This is a genomic window from Parageobacillus sp. G301, assembly GCF_030268025.1.
Taxonomy (GTDB): domain Bacteria; phylum Bacillota; class Bacilli; order Bacillales; family Anoxybacillaceae; genus Parageobacillus_B; species Parageobacillus_B toebii.
In genome coordinates this window covers 1622971-1643677 of the sequence record NZ_BSDB01000001.1, presented here as the reverse complement: position 1 = coordinate 1643677, position 20707 = coordinate 1622971, and the positions used below count along the sequence as shown (strand labels likewise).

The window sequence follows — 20707 nt, the reverse complement described above, 5'->3', positions numbered from 1 at the left end:
TAGAAATATATTCTTCGGTTACATGTATATGAAAACTGATTTTTTGATTAGTTAAAGGTTAGGGGTTTTTGGTATATGGTTTTAAAGAATTTAATTGAGCATACACTAGACGTAATGTATTGTTTAGGTAATTATGAGAAAACAAAAACTATTAAGGTTTTATCGTCTAAGCACCTTAGCTAAACGAAGGTTGGGCGACGTATTGGCATCAACGGATTTTACGGGAAATGGATTTAACGAGCGAAGAGGCGATTGAATTTGCGAAATTAAACGCCAATGTCGTGCAGCCATCTCGCACAGGGATTAATCCATATTATTTAGGGTTGAAAATTTTTGAAGATATTGAAGAGCGTTGGAACAACCCAACGGAGGAAATGAAAAAACTTGGGGTGAAGCCAGGATCGGGACGCCAAAAAATTTTTGAAGTACGTGAACTCGAATCCGATATTTCGTTTTTACGCAATTATTTAACGAAAGAGTTAGTGATGCGCGAGGATATGTATTTATTTCAAAAACAAGGGAAAGAGTATAAAGTTGTTGATAAAAATTGGGAGCACATTCGCGATCAACTCGTCAGTATGCGTGTCAATGGCGGATTTCCATACATTACAGTAAATGATGGCGATTACATGCGCAATGGTGAATTATATTTAAAACATTGGTATGAAGGGATTGAATTAGACATTAAATATTTAGAAAAAGTTCTTCCGTACATTTATCAGTTATGGGGCCGCGCTGTTCATATGGAAACGGTCGTTGAAGAGAAGCCTGTATTATTTACGTATGATGGAAAAACAGTGCATCGAAAATATATATAAAAATCAATGGAAAGGAGCTGTGAAGGCAGCTCCTTTTTATATTCGTTAGTTGACATTTGTGGAGAAATTGATTACTATAAGAACCAGATTAAATACATATACATGTATATGTAAATGAAATTATTATAGAGAAAAAACAAGGAGGACTTCATGATGAAAGTAGCGATTATCGCAGCTAACGGTGGTTTATTTGACGCATACAAAGTATTTAATATTGCCACAGCGGCAGCAGCATCTGAGGCGGAAGTAGGCATTTTTTTCACGTTTGAAGGGTTGAATCTCATTCATAAAGAAGCACATAAAAACTTACCGCTTCCAGAAGGAAAAGAGCATTTCCAAGAAGGATTTCAAAAAGCAAATGTTCCATCGATCGAAGAGCTTGTAAAAATGGCGCAAGAATTAGGTGTGAAACTAGTTGCGTGCCAAATGACGATGGATGTCATGGGCCTTGACAAAGATCAATTTGTCGATGGAATTGAAGTCGCTGGCGCTGCAACATTTCTAAACTTTGCGAAAGACGCCGACATTACGTTGACGTTCTAGTGGAGGGACGAAAATGAAACGAGTTACGGTATATACGACAACGACATGTCCGTATTGTGTAATGGTAAAAAACTTTTTACGTGAACAAGGCGTTCCGTTTGAAGAAGTCAACGTGCAACGGGATCCTGTCGCGGCTCGGAAACTTGTTGAAACAACAGGGCAAATCGGAGTCCCGCAAATCGAAATCGATGGTCAATGGGTAATCGGATTTGATCCGGACGCCATCATGCAATTGCTGCAACGTTAGCAAGATATGGGATGTCATTGCTGGAAAAGAACTTGTTCCAACAATGATTAACGGTAAGAAATGGTTCGTTCTTGATGTACGCAACAAAGAGATATTCGATGATTGAAAAATGGAAGGAAAGAAACATATACGATTGGAAGTATGTCAAACGGATATGGGAAAATTTCAAGCAGATAAAGAACAACAACGGGGAATGGAAATCGATCCAAACCGTTGTGCAATTTGCTAAAAATGCATCAGCAAGAAAAAGCTTCGGATTATGGATTCCGAAGCTTTTTGATTATAATAATCATTAAAAAAAGAATACAGGAGGATTTATGATGGCAGGGCATCGTTTTCATCCAGAAAAGGCGGAAAAATTATTAGATCCGAAGCGAAAAGAAATCATTGCTCCAGAACGGGCAATAGAGATATTGCAAATCGGAACGCAAGATGTCATCGTTGATTTGGGAGCTGGCAATGGGTATTTTACCGTGCCAATGGCGAAAATGACGAAAGAAAAAGTATATGCTGTCGATGTACAACAAGAAATGTTGGAATTTTTAAAGACACACGCAGAAAAAGAACAAGTGGACAATATTGAATATATGCTTGAGGATGTATCGAATACGTCTTTGCCTTCACGATTGGCGGATAAGGGGCTCATGTCGTTCGTGTTTCATGAAGTAGATGATCATGACGCAGTGCTTGCTGAGATACAACGGGTGATGAAACCAAACGGAAAATTTCTGATCATTGAATGGGAAGCGGTAGAAAGCGAAATGGGGCCGCCGCTTCATGAGAGAATTCCTTCTCAGCAATTGCTAGAATATATGAAAACAAAACACCAGAATGTGGAATTTGTATCATTTCATCCAACCGTATACGGTATATTGCTAACGTATTGAGTCAACAGTGGTTATCTCAATACATGTTGGGATGATGAACGATACATCATTTATCCACATATTGTTAAAATAAAACAGTTGCTAATATACCTATAAGGGTATATAATAAACACGGACAACAATGATGGAGCGAGGTGATCGCTATATTGTATATCATCAGCCTGATTATTTTCAGTTTATTATTCATAGCATTGTATCGCCGTTATTATCCGATAAGCGGTGTTCCATGCATAGATATAGCCGATAAACGAATCAAGGATATGGTTGTGTTAGATATTCGTGATTATAACGAAACAACAGAACCGCCTATTGCTAATTCTCTTCATATTCCGTATGCTTATTTAAAACGGCATTTTTCTAATATTCCGAGTAAATCGCTTCATATTATTGCAAACGATGAAATCGAAAAAAATTTAGGCGTACGTTTTTTACGACGCCGCGGTTTTGACGTACAAAGCTATTCAATCATCCATTGTCCTTGTCGAGAAAGGGGAAATGAAAAATGGAATACAATAAAGAAATCAAAAACCGCTTAAGACGGATTGAGGGACAAGTGAAAGGCGTTCTTAGCATGATGGAACAAGGAAAAGACTGCAAAAGCGTTGTCGCGCAATTATCGGCGGCACGCAATGCGATTGATCGCGCCATTGCGGTTATTGTAAGTACCAATTTAGAAAATTGTCTGCGCGAAAGCATGGAAAAAGGAGAAAAAACGGAACATTTAGTCAAAGAAGCGGTAGAGCTATTAGTAAAAAGCAGATAAGTCAACTCTTGAAAAAAGGGTTGACACACTCTTTTACACATATTAATATACCTATAGGGGTAATGGTAAAATAATAAGGAGGTTATCCATCATGAATGTAAATAAAGTATTAGATGCGAAAGGATTAGCTTGTCCAATGCCGGTTGTAAGAGCGAAAAAAGCGATGGATGAATTAACATCAGGGCAAGTGCTCGAAGTGCAAACAACGGATAAAGGATCAAAAAACGACTTGCCGGCATGGGCAAAAGCAAGCGGCCATACGGTTATTGATATGAAAGAGGAAAATGGCGTATTGACGTTTTGGATTCAAAAAGGGTAATTTTTTAGCGTTTTATATACGTATATGAGTATATGTATAAGAAAGGAGGAACTTAATGTCGCAACAAAAGAAAAAAACAACGATTATTTTATTTAGCGGCGACTACGATAAAGCGATGGCGGCGTACATCATCGCGAATGGTGCCGCCGCTTATGACCATGACGTCACGATTTTCCATACGTTTTGGGGATTGAACGCATTGCGAAAAAATGCGCATATTCCGGTGAAAAAAGGGTTTTTGGAAAAAATGTTTGCCAAAATGATGCCGCGCGGAGCGGATCGCATGGGACTTTCACGCATGAACTTTGGCGGCCTCGGACCAAAATTAATCAAACACGTTATAAAAAAGCATAACGCGATGCCGCTGCCACAATTAATCGAAATGGCAAAAGAGCAAGGGGTTAAGTTAGTCGCGTGTCAAATGACTGTTGATTTATTAGGGTTGAAGCCAGAAGAATTGATCGATGGCATTGAGTTTGCTGGAGTGGCAACGTATTTGGCGGATGCGTCAGAAGGGAACATAAACTTATTCATTTAAAGGTGATTACGAATGACACAAACAGTAATGAATATCGTTTTATTCCTATTGTTTGTTTGGTTTATTGCAATCCGCGTCATTCCACCGCGTGGAGTACGGATGATTACAACAGCAGAGCTAAAGAAAGAATTAGGAAAAAAAGATGTGCAGTATGTGGATGTACGTACTCCCGCGGAGTTCCGTGCGAATCATATTCGCGGATTTTTAAAAATATTCCCCTTCATGAACTGCCAAAACGTGCCAACGAATTATCCAAGGAAAAAGAAGTGATTGTGATTTGCCAAAGCGGAATGCGAAGTACAAAAGCCAGCAGAATATTGAAGAAACTTGGATTCCAATACGTAACAAACGTAAAAGGCGGGATGAACGCTTGGTCATAAAAAAGGTGGGGATCGTTGATGAAACAATTAACGGCAAAAGAAGTTGAAAAACTTCTTCAAGAAGGAAAACAACTGAACATTATCGATGTTCGTGAAGTGGATGAAGTAGCGACTGGGAAAATTCCTGGTGCGATTAATATTCCGTTAGGATTGCTCGAATTTCGCATGAATGAGCTAGATAAAAATAAGGAATATATCCTTGTTTGCCGTTCGGGTGGAAGAAGCGGGCGCGCAGCTCAACTGCTGGAAAGTCATGGATATCATGTGATCAATATGACTGGCGGCATGTTGGAATGGGAAGGATCTGTTGAATAAATAAAACAGCAAAAGGAGGAATGCAGCATGATTCGTGTAGATATGACAGTCGATGCAAAGGGATTATCTTGTCCAATGCCAATTGTAAAAACAAAAAAAGCGATCAATGACTTGCAACCGGGACAAGTGCTTGAAGTACAGGCAACCGATAAAGGCTCGAAAGCCGATATCAAAGCATGGGCGGAAAGTACCGGCCATCAATACTTAGGAACGATTGAAGAAGGAAACGTGTTAAAACATTATATTCGTAAAGCAAGTGACCATGAGACAAAAGGCGAAGCAACATATTCTCATGTAATTTCCAATGAACAGCTGGCGGAAAAAATAAATGATGATTCTGTGGTCATTATAGATGTCCGCGAGCCGGCGGAGTATGCGTTCGGACATATACCAGGTGCTATTTCGATTCCGCTTGGAGAACTAGAAGACCGCATCCATGAGTTGCCGAAGAATAAAACGATTTATGTTGTTTGCCGTACTGGAACGCGCAGCGATTTAGCGGCACAAAAATTAACAGAAAAAGGATTTACTAATGTATGGAATGTCGTCCCAGGCATGTCAAAATGGGAAGGACCGCTCGATACAGCTCAATCCTGATTGAGCGGTTTTTTAAAAAACAAAAATATACTATAGGGGGTATAAAAATGACGGTAAAAGAAATGACGGTGCAAACATTAACAGAAAAAGTATTAAATAAAGAACATCTCGTTATTTTTGACGTACGTAACGAAAGCGATTTTCATGATTGGAAAATTGAAGGGGAGAACTTTGAATATATTAATGTTCCATACTTTGAGTTGATTGATGGTGTAGATTCGGTTATCGGCCGCCTTCCAAAAGACAAAGATGTTGTCGTTGTTTGTGCCAAAGGCGGTTCAGCGGCATTTGTGGCAGAACAATTAGTAGAAGCCGGATTTGACAACATTTACACGCTCGTTGGCGGCATGAAAGCGTGGAGCGAACATCTTCATAAAGCAAAAGTATATGAAGATGACAAGATGAAAGTATATCAATTCATTCGTGTCGGAAAAGGATGTCTCTCTTATATGGTGATTTCCGGAAACGAAGCGCTTGTCGTTGACCCATCGCGGTTTATTGATGTATATGAACAAGTCGCGCAAGAAGAAGGGGTAGCGATTACGCATATCGTCGATTCCCACTTACATGCAGATCATATTTCCGGCGGAAAAGCGTTAGCAGAACGTACAGGAGCGACATATTACTTGATGAAAAGCGAAGGAGCGGTGTTTGATTTCGAACCGCTGGAAAAACATGACCGCATTGATTTTGAACAAGTGCAATTAGAAGTATTAGCGGTGAAAACGCCAGGGCATACGCCGGGAAGTGTTTCCTTCTTCGTGAATAATCAATTGCTTTTCTCTGGAGATACGATTTTTGTCGGCGGACTCGGACGCCCGGATTTAGGCGGAAAAGCGGCGGAATGGGCAGCGGATTTATACGACACGGTATACGAAAAAGTAGCCGCGATTGCGGATGATGTAATCGTTCTGCCTGCCCATTACGCTAATTTGGATGAAGAAATGAGCAAAGCGGGATATATCGGCGATACATTAGGCAACATTCGTGCCCGCAACGACATGATGCAGCATAAGAAAAAACAAGAATTTATCGATATTGTCGTGCAAAACGCAAACACAGAGACACCGCCAAACTTTGAAGACATCGTAGCGATTAACCGCGGGCTGAAAGCAGTCGACATGGAACAGCAGCAAGAACTCGAAATCGGTCCAAACCGTTGCGCGCTGCATCATACCCGTTAATTTGAAGGGAGTTGAAAAAATGAATGGGAATAAGGTCGTCGATACAAAAGGATTATCTTGTGCCATGATCGTTGTGAAGGCAAAAAAGGCTATCGATGAATTGCCACCCGGTCAAATACTTGAAATCGAAACAATGGATCAAGGAGCGAAAAATGATCTAACCGCTTGGATAAACGTAAGCGGTCATGAGCTAGTCGATTATAAAGAAGAAAATGGTGTATGGAAATTTTGGGTTAAAAGAAAATAATCATTCGGGGGTACGTATAAAGTACCCCCTAGTTTTCGAAAAGTCAAAAGGGGTAATGTATTGATGGAATTGACATTGAATTTCATCATCGTGATTTTTCTCATTGGCTTTATCGGTTCATTTATTTCTGGAATGGTTGGCATTGGCGGGTCCATTATTAAATATCCGATGCTCCTCTATCTTCCGCCACTATTTGGGCTTGCCGCGTTTAGCGCCCATGAAGTGTCGGGAATTAGCGCGGTGCAAGTGTTTTTTGCGACGATTGGCGGCGTTTGGGCGTATCGAAAAAGCGGTTATTTAAATAAAACATTAATTCTTTATATGGGGATTAGCATTTTGATCGGCAGTTTCCTTGGCGGATTCGGTTCAAAAGTGATGAGTGAAGGAACAATTAATGTCGTGTACGGTATTCTTGCCGCGTTGGCTGCTGTTATGATGTTTGTTCCGAAAAAAGATATTGACGATATTCCAATCGATCAAGCGGCATTTAACAAATGGCTTGCGGCTGCATTAGCGTTTGTCATTGGGATCGGCTCAGGGATCGTTGGCGCAGCGGGAGCGTTTTTGCTGGTGCCTACTATGCTTGTTGTGTTAAAAATCCCAACACGAATGACGATCGCGTCTTCGCTGGCGATTACGTTTATTTCATCCATTGGTTCCACGTTCGGAAAAATCACGACGGGTCAAGTGGAACTGCTTCCTTCCATCATCATGGTTATTGCCAGCTTAATCGCCTCTCCTTTAGGAGCAAAAGCGGGGCAAAAAATGAACACAAAAATATTGCGAGTTATTTTAGCTGTTTTCATTTTAGCGACAGCCGTAAAAATTTGGGTTGATATTTTATAATTTCAAGTATAAATATGAACCGCATTTTATTTCAATCATTTCATTTCCATGTATAGTTTGCTTTAAATCGCCCACACTAGCTGGTGAAAATATCAAGGAGGGTGTGGGCGTTAATGAAAGAAGTATTGCAGCGTGTCAAAGAAAAGCTGGAACAATCGTTTGACAATCCGGGCGCTTACGATTTGGAACAATGTCTCCGCGAACTCGAGCAGTTAAAGGCGACGGCAGGCGACAAACAACAAATGATGGAAGATGTCATTCGCGCTATCACCCACGCGAAAAACGCGCAAGCACAGCTTGCCAATGCGGGCGATGAGTCGGCAACGAACGCTTTTGCCGAAGCGTATCGGGCGCTTGATCAAGCGATTGAATCTTACAGCAACGTAGATAATGACCCAGTGTGAATAGGCAAGGATTCCCTTGCCTATGCATGAGTAATGTTTATGGAAGAAAGCTTGTTTCCGTTCACTTGGGGAGGAGATCCATAAAGAAGGAAAGGCTAGGAAGAAAAAATCTCCGACAAAATCTTGATACAATCTTTTAACTAATAGTTCATTGAAGTATGATCGTGTTTTTCCGTAAGATATAGGTGTTGGAAAGATGGAAACTTTGACAAGGAGGAACTACACATGAAAGCCCTTACCTATCTGGGACCAGGAAAAAAAGAAGTAATGGAAAAGCCAAAACCGAAAATTGAAAAGGAAACCGATGCAATTGTTAAGATCACAAAAACAACGATTTGTGGAACAGACTTGCATATTCTTTCAGGGGATGTTCCTACGGTAGAAGAAGGTCGAATTTTAGGGCATGAAGGCGTAGGAATTATTGAAGAAGTTGGTTCAGCAGTAAAAAATTTTAAAAAAGGCGATAGAGTGCTGATTTCTTGTATTACCTCGTGTGGAAAATGCGAAAATTGCAAAAAAGGGTTGTATGCTCATTGCGAAGATGGCGGCTGGATCTTGGGACACTTAATTGATGGAACCCAAGCAGAGTATGTAAGAATTCCACACGCAGACAACAGTCTTTATCCGATTCCGGAAGGCGTGGATGAAGAGGCACTCGTCATGCTTAGTGACATTCTTCCGACAGGTTTTGAAATTGGGGTGTTAAACGGCAAGGTTCAGCCTGGACAAACCGTTGCCATTATCGGAGCTGGTCCCGTAGGTATGGCAGCGCTATTAACGGCTCAGTTTTATTCACCTGCAGAGATCATTATGGTTGATTTAGACGATAACCGTTTAGAAGTTGCGAAAAAATTTGGTGCAACTCAAGTGGTTAATAGCGCTGATGGTAAGGCAGTGGAAAAAATTATGGAATTAACCGGCGGAAAAGGTGTAGACGTCGCGATGGAAGCCGTCGGAATTCCAGTAACATTTGATATTTGCCAAGAAATTGTAAAACCAGGCGGCTATATAGCCAATATAGGTGTTCATGGAAAAAGCGTGGAGTTTCATATTGAGAAATTGTGGATACGGAACATTACGTTGACAACCGGTCTTGTCAATACGACTTCTACCCCGATGTTATTAAAAACGGTGCAGTCGAAAAAATTAAAACCGGAACAATTAATTACACATCGCTTTGCTTTTTCTGACATTATGAAAGCTTATGAGGTATTTGGCAACGCAGCAAAAGAAAAAGCATTAAAAGTCATTATTTCCAACGACTAAAAAAATCAATTCTTAATCATTAGAGCCTGTATCATTGCCTATTATACAATGATACAGGCTCTTTTTCTATACAAATTGCTTTTATCCATTTTTGACTTAGTTTCTGCCATGGCCTGAAAAACTCCCACAAAAGTCCTGGCTTACAATTAAATTCATACTAACGTGACTGTACCAATAAAGGCACGATATTGCCTTCCTCGTTGTTCTTCAGTTTATTGTTTCCTTTTCTCACAGATTTACGACGGCAAAACGGAGATTTTTTGGCAGAATCTGCATTTCAGCGAAGCGGATAATGATATTCTTGAGTGGTTACATTAAACATGCGGCAGACGATGATAAAAACGCGAATGATGAAACTGCTGCTCGTATGAACATCAAGAAAGTAAGGCTTGTGATTACCGCTTAGAATTGCAGCCGTGATTCTTGAAGCGAAGCGGCCGTAAATCACTTACAAAGCGAACAAGTATCAGTGGATCGTGACAGTTGATCTTTTCAAAGTTAGCAGAACAATCGTCCAATGTCATAACAAAATCATTCAGTTATAGAAGGCATATGTAGGATCAAACCAATATCAGACAGAAAGGTGGTAATCAAACGTGATACGTGATATTGATTTGCAATCTATTCAAGAAGTAAGAAATTACCTTGAAGAAGCTAAATCAGCACAAAAAATCATTCAAAAGATGAAACAAAGCGAGATTGATCAAATTGTTGAAAGCATGGTGAATGCGGCAAGAGAAGAAGCGGAACGATTGGCGGCTATGGCGGTTGAAGAGACCGGTTTTGGCAATGTAGCAGATAAAACGGTGAAAAATCTTTTTGCGGCGAATGACGTTTACAATGCGATCAAAGATATGAAAACCGTTGGGATTGTTCGTCGGGATGAACAAAATCGCGTATGGGAAGTTGCTCACCCTGTAGGGATCGTTGCTGGAATCGTCCCATCTACCAATCCTACTTCAACCGCAATTTTTAAATCGTTGATCGCGGTGAAGGCAAGAAATGCTATTGTTTTCAGTCCGCATCCTTCCGCTGCAAAATGTACGGCGGAAGCGGCAAGAATCATGCAAGAAGCGGCAGAACGCGCTGGGGCTCCAAAGGGGCTGATTTCTTGCATCAAGCAACCAACATTGCCTGCGACGAATGAGTTAATGAGACATAAATTAACAGACCTTATTCTCGCAACAGGCGGCCCTGGTATGGTGAAAGCAGCTTACAGTTCCGGGAAACCTGCCTATGGCGTAGGACCTGGAAACGTACCGGTCTATATTCATGAGAGTGCTGATATAGCCAAAACAGTCCAACTAATCATCCAAAGCAAGACGTTTGATTATGGAACAATCTGCGCTTCCGAACAAGCGCTTGTCGTCGATCAATCCATCAAAGAACGAGTCATTTCTGAGTTCAAAAAGCAAGGTGCCTACTTCTTGAATGAGGAAGAAAAACAAAAAGTGGCCTCCGTCATCATGGTAAACGGGTCGTTAAATGCGAAGATCGTTGGAAAATCGCCGCAAGTGATTGCGGAAATAGCCGGAATTAAGGTTCCATCCGATACGAAATTGCTCATTGCGGAAGAGACAAATATAGGCAAAGAATATCCATTCTCCATTGAAAAATTGTCAACGATCCTTGCCTTTTATACCGTGAAGGATTGGCATGAAGGAAGCGATATTTGCGTAAAACTGCTGGAATTGGGTGGACTAGGCCATACCTTAGGAATTCACTGTGAAGACGAAAAGCTGATCGAAGCGTTCACCATCGATAAACCAGTTGCACGTATTATTATCAATTCCGGTACGACGTTTGGCGGAATCGGTGCCACTACGGCAATTCAGCCATCCTTGACATTAGGATGCGGTTCTTTCGGTAATAACATTACTTCTGACAATATTGGACCACAGCATTTGATTAATATTAAACGTATAGCATATGGAATTCGTGAGATGCAGGAGTCAAACAAACAGTTGAAAGAGAAAAATCCCGCACTAACTTAAAGCACTTTAGAAAAGTTTGTAAACCAATATTATCCTGAGAAAGCAAGGAAGTAATAGCGTACAACAAACCCAGCGGCAAGCTGGGTTTGTTGTATATTCTCACCAATTTTTAAATTCAAAATTATTCTGATGATTTTATATGAATTTTTACCGTTAACCTGCATAATGTTGTAATACCCCAGAAGATCGATAATAAGGAATTTTCCAAAAAATGATATTAAAAATTCGTGAAAAAATTTAAGGGTAAAAAAGGAATTTTTTTATATCGCATAGAAAAATGATAATATCAACGATTTTTTTGGAGGGGTTTATCTTTAATGCGCTTTCAACATCCGAGTTAACCGATAGGAGATTGTAGATTTCTTTGGGATGTGCTAATCTATCCATGCAAGAGACATTAACCTTCTTATTTGGATCGTTTGCTTGTATATCTTTATTCTAGAAGCCGGTTCATGTCACTTTTATTTACTTCATTTACTCAAGTGCTCAAATGCAGTTGTGATATAATAAAATATTATAATAATAATTTGACAAACTTGGAGGTAGCAATGGAACTTCTAGAAGTGTTTAAAGCCTTGTCCAATGAAACAAGGCTGCAAATCGTACAGTGGTTAAAAAATCCTGAAATTCACTTTCCAAAACCGCAGCATGGGGATATACACGAAGATGGAGTTTGCGTAAGCGATATCCATAAAAAAGTTGGATTGTCACAATCTACAGTGTCCCTTTACCTGTCCATGTTGCAAAACGCCGGATTGATAAAAGCAAAACGAGTTGGGCAATGGACTTATTATAAAAGAGATGAGGAGAACATCAAAAAAATAATCGAATTGTTATCTAGGGATTTATAGCCTCAATTCTTCGCTCACGTTTAGATTGTGAGCATCAATTATTATTTTGGGCTTGAATCCTCTTTATTTTTATATTATTATATTAATAGTTCTAGATATCTATAAATATAGAATTGTTTCTAAATCTCTTTTATTTTTATGATTTATATCGATAATTCTAGATATTTATATTTATAAAAACAGATAAAAATAGACGGAATAAATCGGTTTGGTAAATATAGATTTGCGCATTATCTGACTGTCGGGCTGTTTTTGTCTTTGGAATACTAGGGGTAGTATTAAGACATCGAAAGCAACGGGATGGCTGAAAGAAATGTAAATGTGGAGGAACGATGATGAATCGTTTTGAAAAACACAAAGGATATTCACGCATGTTTAAAGAAAACCATCTTACTCTCGGGTTGTTCTTTCCAATTGAATCATACGAGGGCAGCATTCCAAAGATGGACATTGAAAAGCAAATGAAGCTGGCAAAAAGAGCAGAAGAGCTCAATTTTGCTGCATTGTTTGTTAGAGATGTTCCATTACATGACCCTTATTTTGGAGATGTAGGTCAAATTTATGATCCTTGGGTTTATTTAGGATATATAGCCGCCCATACCGAAAAGATTGCTTTGGGAACCGCAAGTATTATTCTCACCTTGCGCCACCCTTTGCATGTTGCCAAAGCAGCCGCTTCGGTTGACAAACTATCTGGCGAACGTTTGATTCTAGGGGTGGCGACTGGGGATCGCCCTATCGAATTTCCAGCTTTCTCAGTCGAGCCTGAACAGCGCAGCGCTTTGTTTCAAGAAGCTGTATTCGTAATGAAAAAAGCGTGGAAGGAGAACTTTCCGGTGATCGAATCGCCGCGAGTCCATATGTCGAACGGGGACCTTTTGCCGAAACCTCGCTTGTCGGACATTCCGGTGCTGGTAACTGGCCACAGCTCTCAGTCCGTGGAATGGATTGCTGAAAACGGCGATGGTTGGATGTATTATCCGCGTAACTTGAGATTCCAAGCGGAATTGATTAAAAATTGGCGCTCTCATACCGATCAGTTTAAACCGTTCACTCAATCTTTATATGTAGATTTGACGGAGGACCCAAATCATCCGCCAATCCCTATTCATTTAGGGTTCCGAGTCGGACGCAATATACTCATTGAGTTCCTGGAAAGTCTTAAAAATATTGGTGTCAATCACGTGATTATCAACTTAAAATATGGCCATCGTCCTGTTGAAGAAGTGATTGAAGAATTAGGAGAAGAAGTTGTTCCACACTTTCCAGCATTAACTGAGGAGTAATTCAGGGAAATGAAATATTAAGAACTCGCTCGATTCCGTTCTAATCCACCTTGAGATCGGAATCGCGGGTTCTACTTGTTAGTCTACTAGTCTTGGTTTGAGAGAAATGAATCCTCTTAAAGTTTTATAGCAACTCAAAAATGCCACGGGGATGATGGAAAACATTCAGGACAGGAGTTGTATGTCTCAAAAGAGATGATAGTTCGATTATGAAGAAAGAAGAAATTGAGATTGTACAGGACAAAAGCGACGTAGAATATCAACTATACTCTAAGCAGCGTAATAACCTGTCTGTCGAATATTGGGCTTTTATGTAACCGCTTTATGTAACCGTTGCCAGTTTTGTGTGGTCGATATTGCCTCATTCTTGCCAGGAAAGGCGGGTGCTATTGAACGCCAAGTGATTGCCACTTAGAGGAGGTGATGGCGGAAGCAAAAGATAACGTTGCTGCTCACACGAGCAATATTGACATGACAAAATTATTCTACCGGTTATAGGAAATTATAAAAAATAAAAATCATTAAAGGAGAGGGATTAAAAGTGTTACGTGATATTGATTTGCAATCCATCCAAGAAGTAAGAAATTACCTTGAAGAAGCTCAAGCAGCGCAAAAAATTCTTGCAAAAATGACACAAGAAGAGATTGATAAAATTGTTGAAAGCATGGCAAATGCGGCAAGAGAAGAAGCGGCACGCTTAGCGGCTATGGCAGTAGAAGAAACTGGTTTTGGTAATGTTGCAGATAAAACGACGAAAAACCTTTTCGCGGCGAATGACGTTTACAACTCTATCAAAGATGTGAAAACTGTCGGGGTTATTCGTCGAGATGAAGAAAATCGCGTATGGGAAGTTGCTCAACCTGTAGGAATCGTTGCAGGAATCGTCCCATCCACAAACCCAACTTCAACAGTTATTTTTAAATCATTGATCGCAGTTAAAGCAGGAAATGCTATTATTTTCAGCCCACACCCAGCAGCTGCAAAATGTACAGTAGAGGCTGCAAGAATCATGCAAGAAGCGGCAGAGCGCGCTGGAGCTCCAAAAGGCTTGATTTCTTGCATCACACAACCAACAATGGCTGCAACAAACGAGTTAATGAAGCATAAATTAACCGATGTCATTTTAGCAACTGGCGGTCCTGGCTTGGTGAAAGCAGCTTACAGCTCTGGAAAGCCTGCATATGGCGTAGGACCTGGTAACGTACCAGTCTATATCCATGAAAGTGCAAATATCGCAAAAGCTGTTGAACTAATCATCCAAAGTAAAACTTTTGACAATGGAACAATTTGTGCTTCTGAACAAGCTCTTTTAGTTGATGAATCTATTAAAGAAAAAGTTGTTGCTGAATTAAAACAACAAGGCGCTTACTTCTTGAATGAAGAGGAAAAACAAAAAGTAGCTTCTATCATCATGGTAAACGGTTCGTTAAATGCGAAGATCGTTGGAAAAACGCCTCAAGTAATTGCGGAAATGGCTGGTATTGAAGTTCCTGCTGACGTGAAAGTGCTTGTAGCGGAAGAAACAGGAGTGGGTAAAGAATATCCATTCTCAATCGAAAAGTTGTCTCCAATTCTAGCATTCTATACTGTAAAAGGTATGGAAGAAGCAAGCGAGCTTGCACTAAAACTGCTTGAAGTGGGCGGACTCGGTCACACAGTTGGAATTCACGCTGAAGACGAAAAAGTGATCGAAGCGTACACAATCGATAAACCAGCATCTCGTATTATTGTAAATTCTGGTACAACATTTGGTGGAATTGGTGCTACAGTGAATTTAATGCCATCCTTGACACTTGGATGCGGTGCAATCGGCAACAACGTTACATCTGACAACGTTACAGTAACTCATTTGTTCAACATTAAACGTGTTGCATTTGGAGTTCGCGAGATGCCAAAAAAAGATGAGGCACAAAAAGAAGCTGCATTAACGAAATAATAAATCAGGAAAGTATATATAACAAACCCAGTGATAAACTGGGTTTGTTATATTTTTTTGGCCAATTGTTACTTCTATAGAGTGGATTGTAAAAAAGTTGAAATTGCCGGGCAGCTAACCATCGCGGGAGAATGTGATGAACGTTGAATCGGAATGATTTAATGTTTCATGTTGCAAAGTGGAAATTGGGATATTTATTGTAGTATCATGTGTGTTGATTATCCAGCATTTACTGTTGAAACGAACTGGAGGGAAGAAAAATGGCGACAGAAAAAACCAACGCGATGCGTGTTCTTGATAAAAAAATGATTCCTTACAATGTCTTTACCTACGACAGTCAGGATGGGAGAATTGACGGCATATCGGTTGCTCAAAAAATTGGGAAAGACCCTCAATTGGTATATAAAACATTAGTAACACAGGGGAAGAGCGGAAACGTTTATGTGTTTGTCATCCCTGTAGAATCGGAACTGGATTTGAAAAAAGCCGCGAAAATAACAGGAGAGAAAAATGTCGCGCTGGTGTCGCCGAAAGATATACAAAAATTGACGGGGTATGTTCGTGGAGGGTGTTCCCCGATAGGCATGATAAAACATTATCCGACCTTTATCGATTCCAGCGCTTCTCAAGTTGACCATATCATCGTTAGCGGCGGCAAAATTGGTTTGTTAATTGAACTAAGCGTGGAAGATTTACAAAGCATAACAGAAGCTACGTTTCATGAAGTGGTAAAATAAACGTCAAAAACTACTGATCGTTTCCCTTTTTTCCCGAAAAGCCTCCTTTCTCTAAACGAAGGGAAGGGCAAGATGATCAGCGGTTTTTTTGTATAAAAACGAATATGTGTTCTATACAAGAATTTTTCTATGCCAAAACTTCTTTGCTGGAGATAATAAGAAACTCCCACCTTTTCATGGAATGAAGGTGGGAGTGGTTCATTATTTTTCTACGACTTTCGGCGGCATATTTTGAACTTAGTGTTTTGCACCAAATACGGAGGAATACAATTTATAGCCGCCATCTAAATTTTTCGCGCGGAAACCGTTGTCGTGCAAAATTCGTGTTGCTAAATATCCACGCAAGCCGACTTGACATGTTACGTAAATGGTTTTGTCTTTCGGAAGTTCCGCTAAACGTTCGCGCAGTTCATCAAGCGGAATATTGATAGCACCAGGAATCGTTCCACGTGCGACTTCTTTTGGTGTACGAACGTCAATGAGCGTGCCTCCGTTTGCGATGATTTCATCAATTTCATGCCATTGTACGGTTTCCACCATTCCATCGAGCATGTTCGAAGCAACGTAACCGGCCATATTCACTGGATCTTTCGCGGAAGAAAACGGCGGTGCGTAGGCAAGCTCTAAATCCGGTAAATCACGAACCGTTAAGCCGCCTTTAATAGCGGTTGCGATGACGTCGATACGTTTGTCGACGCCGTCTTTTCCAACGGCTTGCGCACCATAAATTTTGCCTGTTTCTTTATCAAAAATCAGTTTCAATGTCATTTGTGTTGCATTTGGATAATAGCCCGCATGGCTCATTGGATGAACATGGACAACTTCATATGGGATGCCGAGTTGTTTTAAGGTTTTTTCATTATTTCCTGTTGCTGCGACGGTTAATTCGAAAATTTTCACGATCGCAGTTCCTAATGTGCCATTGTATTTCACATCGAGCCCATGAATATGATCCGCTACCAAGCGGCCTTGGCGGTTCGCCGGCCATGCAAGAGGGACAAATGTCTCAAAACCATGAATGTAGTTTTTTACTTCGATAGCGTCGCCGATGGCGTAAATGTTCGGATCGGATGTTTGCAAATATTCATTGACTTTGATAGTGCCGCGCACCCCAAGTTCAAGTCCGGCATTTTTCGCTAATTGACTTTCTGGCTGTACCCCGATGGCCAAAATAATCATATCGGTTTCAAGCGTGCGGCCGCTATTTAGAACAATACGTCGGCCGTTGTCTTCGAAAGCTTTCACGCCATCTTCCAAAATCAAATTTACGCCATTTTCACGCATATGCTCGTGAACAATCGATGCCATCTCGTAGTCAATCGGTGCCAACACTTGATTTGCCATTTCCACAAGCGTTACGTTCACTCCGCGCTTGACTAAGTTTTCTGCCATCTCGACACCGATAAACCCTCCGCCAATGACTACGGCGCTCTTTGGTTTTTCGTGATCAACGTACGCTTTTATTTTATCTGTATCAGATAGATTACGAAGCGTAAATAACGCGTTGGCTTCATGAATTCCAGGAATTGGCGGTATCATCGGCTTTGCGCCAGGTGACAAAATTAATGTATCGTATGTTTCTTCGTATTCCTCGCCAGTGCGGATATTTTTTACTGTAACAGTTTTACGGTCACGATGAATCGCTGTGACTTCGCTTAAATTGCGAACATCAATACGAAAACGCTTCGCCATTCCTTCAACCGTTTGGACTAATAGTTTGTTTCTATCCGTAATGACTTCGCCGATATAATACGGCAGGCCGCAGTTAGCAAACGAAATGTATTCGCCTCTCTCAAACATAATAATTTGGTATTTTTCGCTTAACCGGCGCAATCGGGCCGCTGCGGTAGCTCCCCCTGCTACACCGCCGACAATTACAATTTTTCGCATGAAGATTCCCCTCCATTATATAGATTACGAAGTTGCATTTATTGACTAATTATTGCAAGCATGAAAGATCCTATCTGTTCGTATTGAATGATCTTTAATAATATACCCCATACGGTATATTAAAGGTGATTATTACTTTTGTCAATGATGTTCACATTTATTTCATAGTTAATACCGAAGATTACTAACGTATGTTTATGGAAGGTGGGGATGGAGATGGCCACAGAGGCTGTTTCAGAGAGGGGAGTAATGAGCTTGAAGAGTATATTCATTTTTACAATCACAGCCATTCCAAGAAAAGCGGAACGGCCTTTCCTCGGTTGAATGCAGTTTAATATACTCTTTTTTCATCGTCTACTTGACAGGGGTATGTGTGTTTTTACAAGATGAGTAAATAAAAATATGATACATTACAAATGGACAAGTTAAAAGATATTTATCGAGGGAGGAAACTTGATGATTAAACGGATTGCAACTGTTGCGATTTATGTAGAAGATCAGCAAAAAGCAAAAGAATTTTGGACAGAAAAAGCAGGGTTTAAAGTGGTCGCTGAACATCCAATGGGACCGAATGCCTTTTGGCTAGAAGTAGCTCCAAAAGGGGCGCAAACAGCATTAGTCATCTATCCAAAATCGATGATGAAAGATTGGAACGAGAGAAAGCCGTCTATTGTGTTTGAATGTGATGATGTGCTAGGCACATATGAAACGATGAAAGCTAAAGGTGTGGAATTTTTAGGAGAACCGCAAAAAATGCAATGGGGCACATTTGTGCAATTTAAGGACATCGATGGAAATGAATTCGTCCTAAAAGGATAAAGAAACCGTTTCGAGAAACGGTTCTACCTCAAAAGGTTGCTGAAGCTTCAGCAATCTTTATCATTTTACTTGCTTTAGCTATTCAGATAAAGCTGGGCCGGTTTTTTAAGCAGTGGCAAGTGTTTCAATATCTTTTTCAAAATCGATCGGTTCTTCGATTGATTCATATCTGCGAACCACTTTTCCATCTCGGTTAATAAGAAATTTAGTAAAGTTCCATTTAATCTCGTCACCAACTAACCATTCTGGGTTTTTCTCCATAATCATCAGTTTAAGAATTTTTCCGCTCGCACTTGTTTCATCAAATCCTTTAAAAGGGGCTTCTTTCTTTAAATATTGAATGGTTGCAAACAATTAATTGAACTTGACTTCTTTCATCGATGTAACTATAATGGTTACATTAAGGAGGCAACATATGAAAATCAGCAGCCGTTTTACTATGGCAGTCCACATTTTGTCATTACTAGCGTTGGAAAAAAATACTCTTTGTACTTCAGAATGGATTGCGAAAAGTGTCAACACGAATCCGGTCGTTGTGCGCAGAATCATTGGCAAACTAAAAAAAGCTGGTTTAGTGAATGTACGTCCCGGGACTGGTGGGGCATATCTTTTAAAAGATATAGAAGAGATTACTTTGCTTGATATCTATCGAGCTGTAGAAGTCGTTGAAGAAGGCGAGCTTTTCCAATTTCACGAGCATCCTAATCCTCATTGTCCAGTAGGGGCAAACATTCAAGCTGTTCTCGAAATCATTTTACTGCGTGCGCAAACGGCAATGGAAAAAGTATTAGAAGAGATTCGCTTAAAAGATTTAGTCACAAATTTAGCGCAAAAAATCGAGGAAGGACATCAATAATTTTTTTAAACTCGTTGTAACTAAAATTGTTACAACGAACATAATTGAAAACCCACGCTTTAACCCGGATGAGGTTTACCGTTGGTTATTAAAGATGGAGGTTATTATGATGAGAGATATTATTCATCCAAAAACAATGATCGGACACGTTCATCTTATCGTATCCAATTTGGAGCGTTCACTTCGTTTCTACACAGAAATCATCGGATTTCGCCTATTAAAGCAAAATCAACACGAAGCGGCATTAACCGCGGATGGAGTTACTCCGTTAGTGGTGCTCGAGGAAAAAGCGGATGCGGTGCCGAAGCCGCCTCGGACAACGGGGCTTTATCATTTCGCGATTTTAGTTCCGGACAGAAAGAGTCTCGCCGAGGCGCTGCTTCATTTATTACAGACCGGTTATCCGCTGCAGGGAGCGTCCGATCATTTGTTCAGCGAGGCGATCTATTTGGCTGATCCGGACGGAAACGGCATCGAAATATACGCCGACCGCCCGATGGAAAAGTGGGAGAAGACGGCAAATGGAGAATATAAAGCGGTAACGGAGCCGTTAGATGTGAACAATTTGCTGGCGCAAGCGGGAACGGAAGCGTGGTCGGGGCTTCCAATGCATACGCGGATTGGCCATATTCATCTCCACGTCGCCCACATCGAAGAAGCTTATGCTTTTTATGTGCAAGGATTAGGCTTTGAACCGACGACACGTATGGGAACGCACGCGTTATTCGTTTCCGCGGGCGGCTATCACCACCATATCGGTCTGAACACATGGGCTGGAGTCGGGGCGCCAAAACCGCCAGCGAACGCCGTTGGATTGCGCGTATTTTCGATTGTGCTGCCAAATGAAGCGGAAAGAGAAAAAGTGGTGGAACGGCTCCAACATATCGGTGCATCGGTGCGGCGAAGCGAAAATAGCATATTGACAAGCGATCCGTCTGGCAACGAAATCGAGCTGATCATTCAGTAATAGTTTTATGCGCTTTT

The 20707-nt window shown here is 40.7% G+C and carries 25 protein-coding genes and 2 pseudogenes; 25 read left to right on the top strand and 2 right to left on the bottom strand.

The features are described 5' to 3' along the window. Positions 1-179: 179 nt before the first annotated feature. The 22 genes and pseudogenes from QSJ37_RS08380 to ybaK form a co-directional block, all read left to right on the top strand. Positions 180-818, top strand: a pseudogene (locus QSJ37_RS08380) (SpoVR family protein); the annotation flags it as partial. A gap of 153 nt (positions 819-971) precedes the next feature. Continuing rightward, positions 972-1361 carry a DsrE/DsrF/DrsH-like family protein gene (locus QSJ37_RS08375; RefSeq protein WP_062754009.1) on the top strand — a complete coding sequence of 130 codons (390 nt, stop codon included), beginning with the start codon at positions 972-974 and terminating at the stop codon, positions 1359-1361. A 13-nt stretch (positions 1362-1374) separates the two neighbouring features. Then, positions 1375-1608: a glutaredoxin family protein gene (locus QSJ37_RS08370; protein ID WP_003252684.1), complete on the top strand. Its 234-nt coding sequence runs from the start codon at positions 1375-1377 to the stop codon at positions 1606-1608. Positions 1609-1706: 98 nt separating this feature from the next. After that, the gene (locus QSJ37_RS08365; protein ID WP_041269582.1) at positions 1707-1904 is read left to right on the top strand and encodes a hypothetical protein; all 198 of its coding nucleotides are present in this window, start codon (positions 1707-1709) and stop codon (positions 1902-1904) included. Positions 1905-1928: 24 nt separating this feature from the next. Beyond that, entirely contained in the window at positions 1929-2495 is a 567-nt protein-coding gene (locus QSJ37_RS08360) for a class I SAM-dependent methyltransferase (protein WP_285754796.1), read from the top strand. A gap of 146 nt (positions 2496-2641) precedes the next feature. Beyond that, positions 2642-3031 carry a sulfurtransferase gene (locus QSJ37_RS08355; protein ID WP_285754666.1) on the top strand — a complete coding sequence of 130 codons (390 nt, stop codon included), beginning with the start codon at positions 2642-2644 and terminating at the stop codon, positions 3029-3031. Continuing rightward, entirely contained in the window at positions 2998-3258 is a 261-nt protein-coding gene (locus QSJ37_RS08350) for a metal-sensitive transcriptional regulator (RefSeq protein ID WP_012749266.1), read from the top strand. The genes QSJ37_RS08355 and QSJ37_RS08350 overlap by 34 nt, the downstream gene beginning before the upstream one ends. A 91-nt stretch (positions 3259-3349) precedes the next feature. Beyond that, positions 3350-3577: a sulfurtransferase TusA family protein gene (locus QSJ37_RS08345; RefSeq protein ID WP_003252677.1), complete on the top strand. Its 228-nt coding sequence runs from the start codon at positions 3350-3352 to the stop codon at positions 3575-3577. Between the two features lie 55 nt (positions 3578-3632). Beyond that, positions 3633-4115: a DsrE/DsrF/DrsH-like family protein gene (locus QSJ37_RS08340; RefSeq protein ID WP_285754665.1), complete on the top strand. Its 483-nt coding sequence runs from the start codon at positions 3633-3635 to the stop codon at positions 4113-4115. Between the two features lie 12 nt (positions 4116-4127). Next, a pseudogene (locus QSJ37_RS08335) lies at positions 4128-4495 on the top strand (rhodanese-like domain-containing protein). A gap of 18 nt (positions 4496-4513) precedes the next feature. After that, complete coding sequence (locus QSJ37_RS08330) at positions 4514-4810, top strand: rhodanese-like domain-containing protein (RefSeq protein WP_285754795.1); 297 nt, start codon at positions 4514-4516, stop codon at positions 4808-4810. Between the two features lie 27 nt (positions 4811-4837). Continuing rightward, positions 4838-5407, top strand: a complete 570-nt coding sequence (locus tag QSJ37_RS08325) for a sulfurtransferase TusA family protein (protein WP_012749270.1) — start codon at positions 4838-4840, stop codon at positions 5405-5407. A gap of 47 nt (positions 5408-5454) precedes the next feature. Then, a complete protein-coding gene (locus QSJ37_RS08320) occupies positions 5455-6591 on the top strand; it encodes an MBL fold metallo-hydrolase (RefSeq protein WP_062753999.1) in 1137 nt (378 codons plus the stop codon). 19 nt (positions 6592-6610) lie between these two features. Further along, positions 6611-6838, top strand: coding sequence for a sulfurtransferase TusA family protein (locus QSJ37_RS08315; protein ID WP_012749272.1), 228 nt, complete (start codon positions 6611-6613; stop codon positions 6836-6838). 63 nt (positions 6839-6901) lie between these two features. After that, positions 6902-7684, top strand: a complete 783-nt coding sequence (locus QSJ37_RS08310; protein WP_285754664.1) for a sulfite exporter TauE/SafE family protein — start codon at positions 6902-6904, stop codon at positions 7682-7684. A gap of 113 nt (positions 7685-7797) precedes the next feature. Next, entirely contained in the window at positions 7798-8088 is a 291-nt protein-coding gene (locus QSJ37_RS08305; protein WP_012749274.1) for a hypothetical protein, read from the top strand. 225 nt (positions 8089-8313) lie between these two features. Beyond that, positions 8314-9354: a zinc-dependent alcohol dehydrogenase family protein gene (locus QSJ37_RS08300; RefSeq protein ID WP_089096882.1), complete on the top strand. Its 1041-nt coding sequence runs from the start codon at positions 8314-8316 to the stop codon at positions 9352-9354. 596 nt (positions 9355-9950) lie between these two features. Continuing rightward, positions 9951-11348, top strand: coding sequence for an acetaldehyde dehydrogenase (acetylating) (locus QSJ37_RS08295; RefSeq protein WP_073967930.1), 1398 nt, complete (start codon positions 9951-9953; stop codon positions 11346-11348). A 548-nt stretch (positions 11349-11896) separates the two neighbouring features. Beyond that, positions 11897-12199 carry an ArsR/SmtB family transcription factor gene (locus QSJ37_RS08290; protein ID WP_012749276.1) on the top strand — a complete coding sequence of 101 codons (303 nt, stop codon included), beginning with the start codon at positions 11897-11899 and terminating at the stop codon, positions 12197-12199. A gap of 335 nt (positions 12200-12534) precedes the next feature. Further along, positions 12535-13485, top strand: coding sequence for an LLM class oxidoreductase (locus QSJ37_RS08285; RefSeq protein ID WP_285754794.1), 951 nt, complete (start codon positions 12535-12537; stop codon positions 13483-13485). Between the two features lie 541 nt (positions 13486-14026). Continuing rightward, positions 14027-15421, top strand: a complete 1395-nt coding sequence (locus QSJ37_RS08280) for an acetaldehyde dehydrogenase (acetylating) (RefSeq protein ID WP_012749278.1) — start codon at positions 14027-14029, stop codon at positions 15419-15421. Between the two features lie 260 nt (positions 15422-15681). Next, positions 15682-16158, top strand: a complete 477-nt coding sequence (ybaK, locus tag QSJ37_RS08275) for a Cys-tRNA(Pro) deacylase (protein ID WP_285754663.1) — start codon at positions 15682-15684, stop codon at positions 16156-16158. A gap of 237 nt (positions 16159-16395) precedes the next feature. Here the strand turns inward: ybaK and cdr are convergent, their stop codons facing one another. After that, a complete protein-coding gene (cdr, locus tag QSJ37_RS08270; protein ID WP_285754662.1) occupies positions 16396-18048 on the bottom strand; it encodes a CoA-disulfide reductase in 1653 nt (550 codons plus the stop codon). 456 nt (positions 18049-18504) lie between these two features. Between cdr and QSJ37_RS08265 the strand changes: the two genes are divergently transcribed. Then, positions 18505-18867, top strand: a complete 363-nt coding sequence (locus tag QSJ37_RS08265) for a VOC family protein (protein ID WP_285754661.1) — start codon at positions 18505-18507, stop codon at positions 18865-18867. Positions 18868-18972: 105 nt separating this feature from the next. Here QSJ37_RS08265 and QSJ37_RS08260 read toward each other — a convergent pair whose 3' ends face one another. Further along, on the bottom strand, positions 18973-19221 hold the full coding sequence (locus QSJ37_RS08260; RefSeq protein ID WP_285754660.1) for a hypothetical protein: 249 nt from the start codon (positions 19219-19221) through the stop codon (positions 18973-18975). 61 nt (positions 19222-19282) lie between these two features. Here QSJ37_RS08260 and QSJ37_RS08255 point away from each other — a divergent pair, with 61 nt between their 5' ends. Beyond that, positions 19283-19723 (top strand): Rrf2 family transcriptional regulator, encoded by a 441-nt coding sequence (locus QSJ37_RS08255; protein ID WP_285754659.1) that lies wholly within the window; start codon positions 19283-19285, stop codon positions 19721-19723. A gap of 109 nt (positions 19724-19832) precedes the next feature. Beyond that, positions 19833-20690, top strand: coding sequence for a VOC family protein (locus tag QSJ37_RS08250; protein WP_285754793.1), 858 nt, complete (start codon positions 19833-19835; stop codon positions 20688-20690). Positions 20691-20707 lie beyond the last annotated feature (17 nt).

Coding starts and splice junctions, on each gene's coding strand:
- QSJ37_RS08375 (WP_062754009.1), top strand. CDS start 972: ATGAAAGTAGCGATTATCGCAGCTAACGGTGGTTTATTTGACGCATAC.
- QSJ37_RS08370 (WP_003252684.1), top strand. CDS start 1,375: ATGAAACGAGTTACGGTATATACGACAACGACATGTCCGTATTGTGTA.
- QSJ37_RS08365 (WP_041269582.1), top strand. CDS start 1,707: ATGATTGAAAAATGGAAGGAAAGAAACATATACGATTGGAAGTATGTC.
- QSJ37_RS08360 (WP_285754796.1), top strand. CDS start 1,929: ATGGCAGGGCATCGTTTTCATCCAGAAAAGGCGGAAAAATTATTAGAT.
- QSJ37_RS08350 (WP_012749266.1), top strand. CDS start 2,998: ATGGAATACAATAAAGAAATCAAAAACCGCTTAAGACGGATTGAGGGA.
- QSJ37_RS08345 (WP_003252677.1), top strand. CDS start 3,350: ATGAATGTAAATAAAGTATTAGATGCGAAAGGATTAGCTTGTCCAATG.
- QSJ37_RS08340 (WP_285754665.1), top strand. CDS start 3,633: ATGTCGCAACAAAAGAAAAAAACAACGATTATTTTATTTAGCGGCGAC.
- QSJ37_RS08330 (WP_285754795.1), top strand. CDS start 4,514: ATGAAACAATTAACGGCAAAAGAAGTTGAAAAACTTCTTCAAGAAGGA.
- QSJ37_RS08325 (WP_012749270.1), top strand. CDS start 4,838: ATGATTCGTGTAGATATGACAGTCGATGCAAAGGGATTATCTTGTCCA.
- QSJ37_RS08320 (WP_062753999.1), top strand. CDS start 5,455: ATGACGGTAAAAGAAATGACGGTGCAAACATTAACAGAAAAAGTATTA.
- QSJ37_RS08315 (WP_012749272.1), top strand. CDS start 6,611: ATGAATGGGAATAAGGTCGTCGATACAAAAGGATTATCTTGTGCCATG.
- QSJ37_RS08310 (WP_285754664.1), top strand. CDS start 6,902: ATGGAATTGACATTGAATTTCATCATCGTGATTTTTCTCATTGGCTTT.
- QSJ37_RS08305 (WP_012749274.1), top strand. CDS start 7,798: ATGAAAGAAGTATTGCAGCGTGTCAAAGAAAAGCTGGAACAATCGTTT.
- QSJ37_RS08300 (WP_089096882.1), top strand. CDS start 8,314: ATGAAAGCCCTTACCTATCTGGGACCAGGAAAAAAAGAAGTAATGGAA.
- QSJ37_RS08290 (WP_012749276.1), top strand. CDS start 11,897: ATGGAACTTCTAGAAGTGTTTAAAGCCTTGTCCAATGAAACAAGGCTG.
- QSJ37_RS08285 (WP_285754794.1), top strand. CDS start 12,535: ATGAATCGTTTTGAAAAACACAAAGGATATTCACGCATGTTTAAAGAA.
- ybaK (WP_285754663.1), top strand. CDS start 15,682: ATGGCGACAGAAAAAACCAACGCGATGCGTGTTCTTGATAAAAAAATG.
- cdr (WP_285754662.1), bottom strand. CDS start 18,048: ATGCGAAAAATTGTAATTGTCGGCGGTGTAGCAGGGGGAGCTACCGCA.
- QSJ37_RS08265 (WP_285754661.1), top strand. CDS start 18,505: ATGATTAAACGGATTGCAACTGTTGCGATTTATGTAGAAGATCAGCAA.
- QSJ37_RS08255 (WP_285754659.1), top strand. CDS start 19,283: ATGAAAATCAGCAGCCGTTTTACTATGGCAGTCCACATTTTGTCATTA.
- QSJ37_RS08250 (WP_285754793.1), top strand. CDS start 19,833: ATGAGAGATATTATTCATCCAAAAACAATGATCGGACACGTTCATCTT.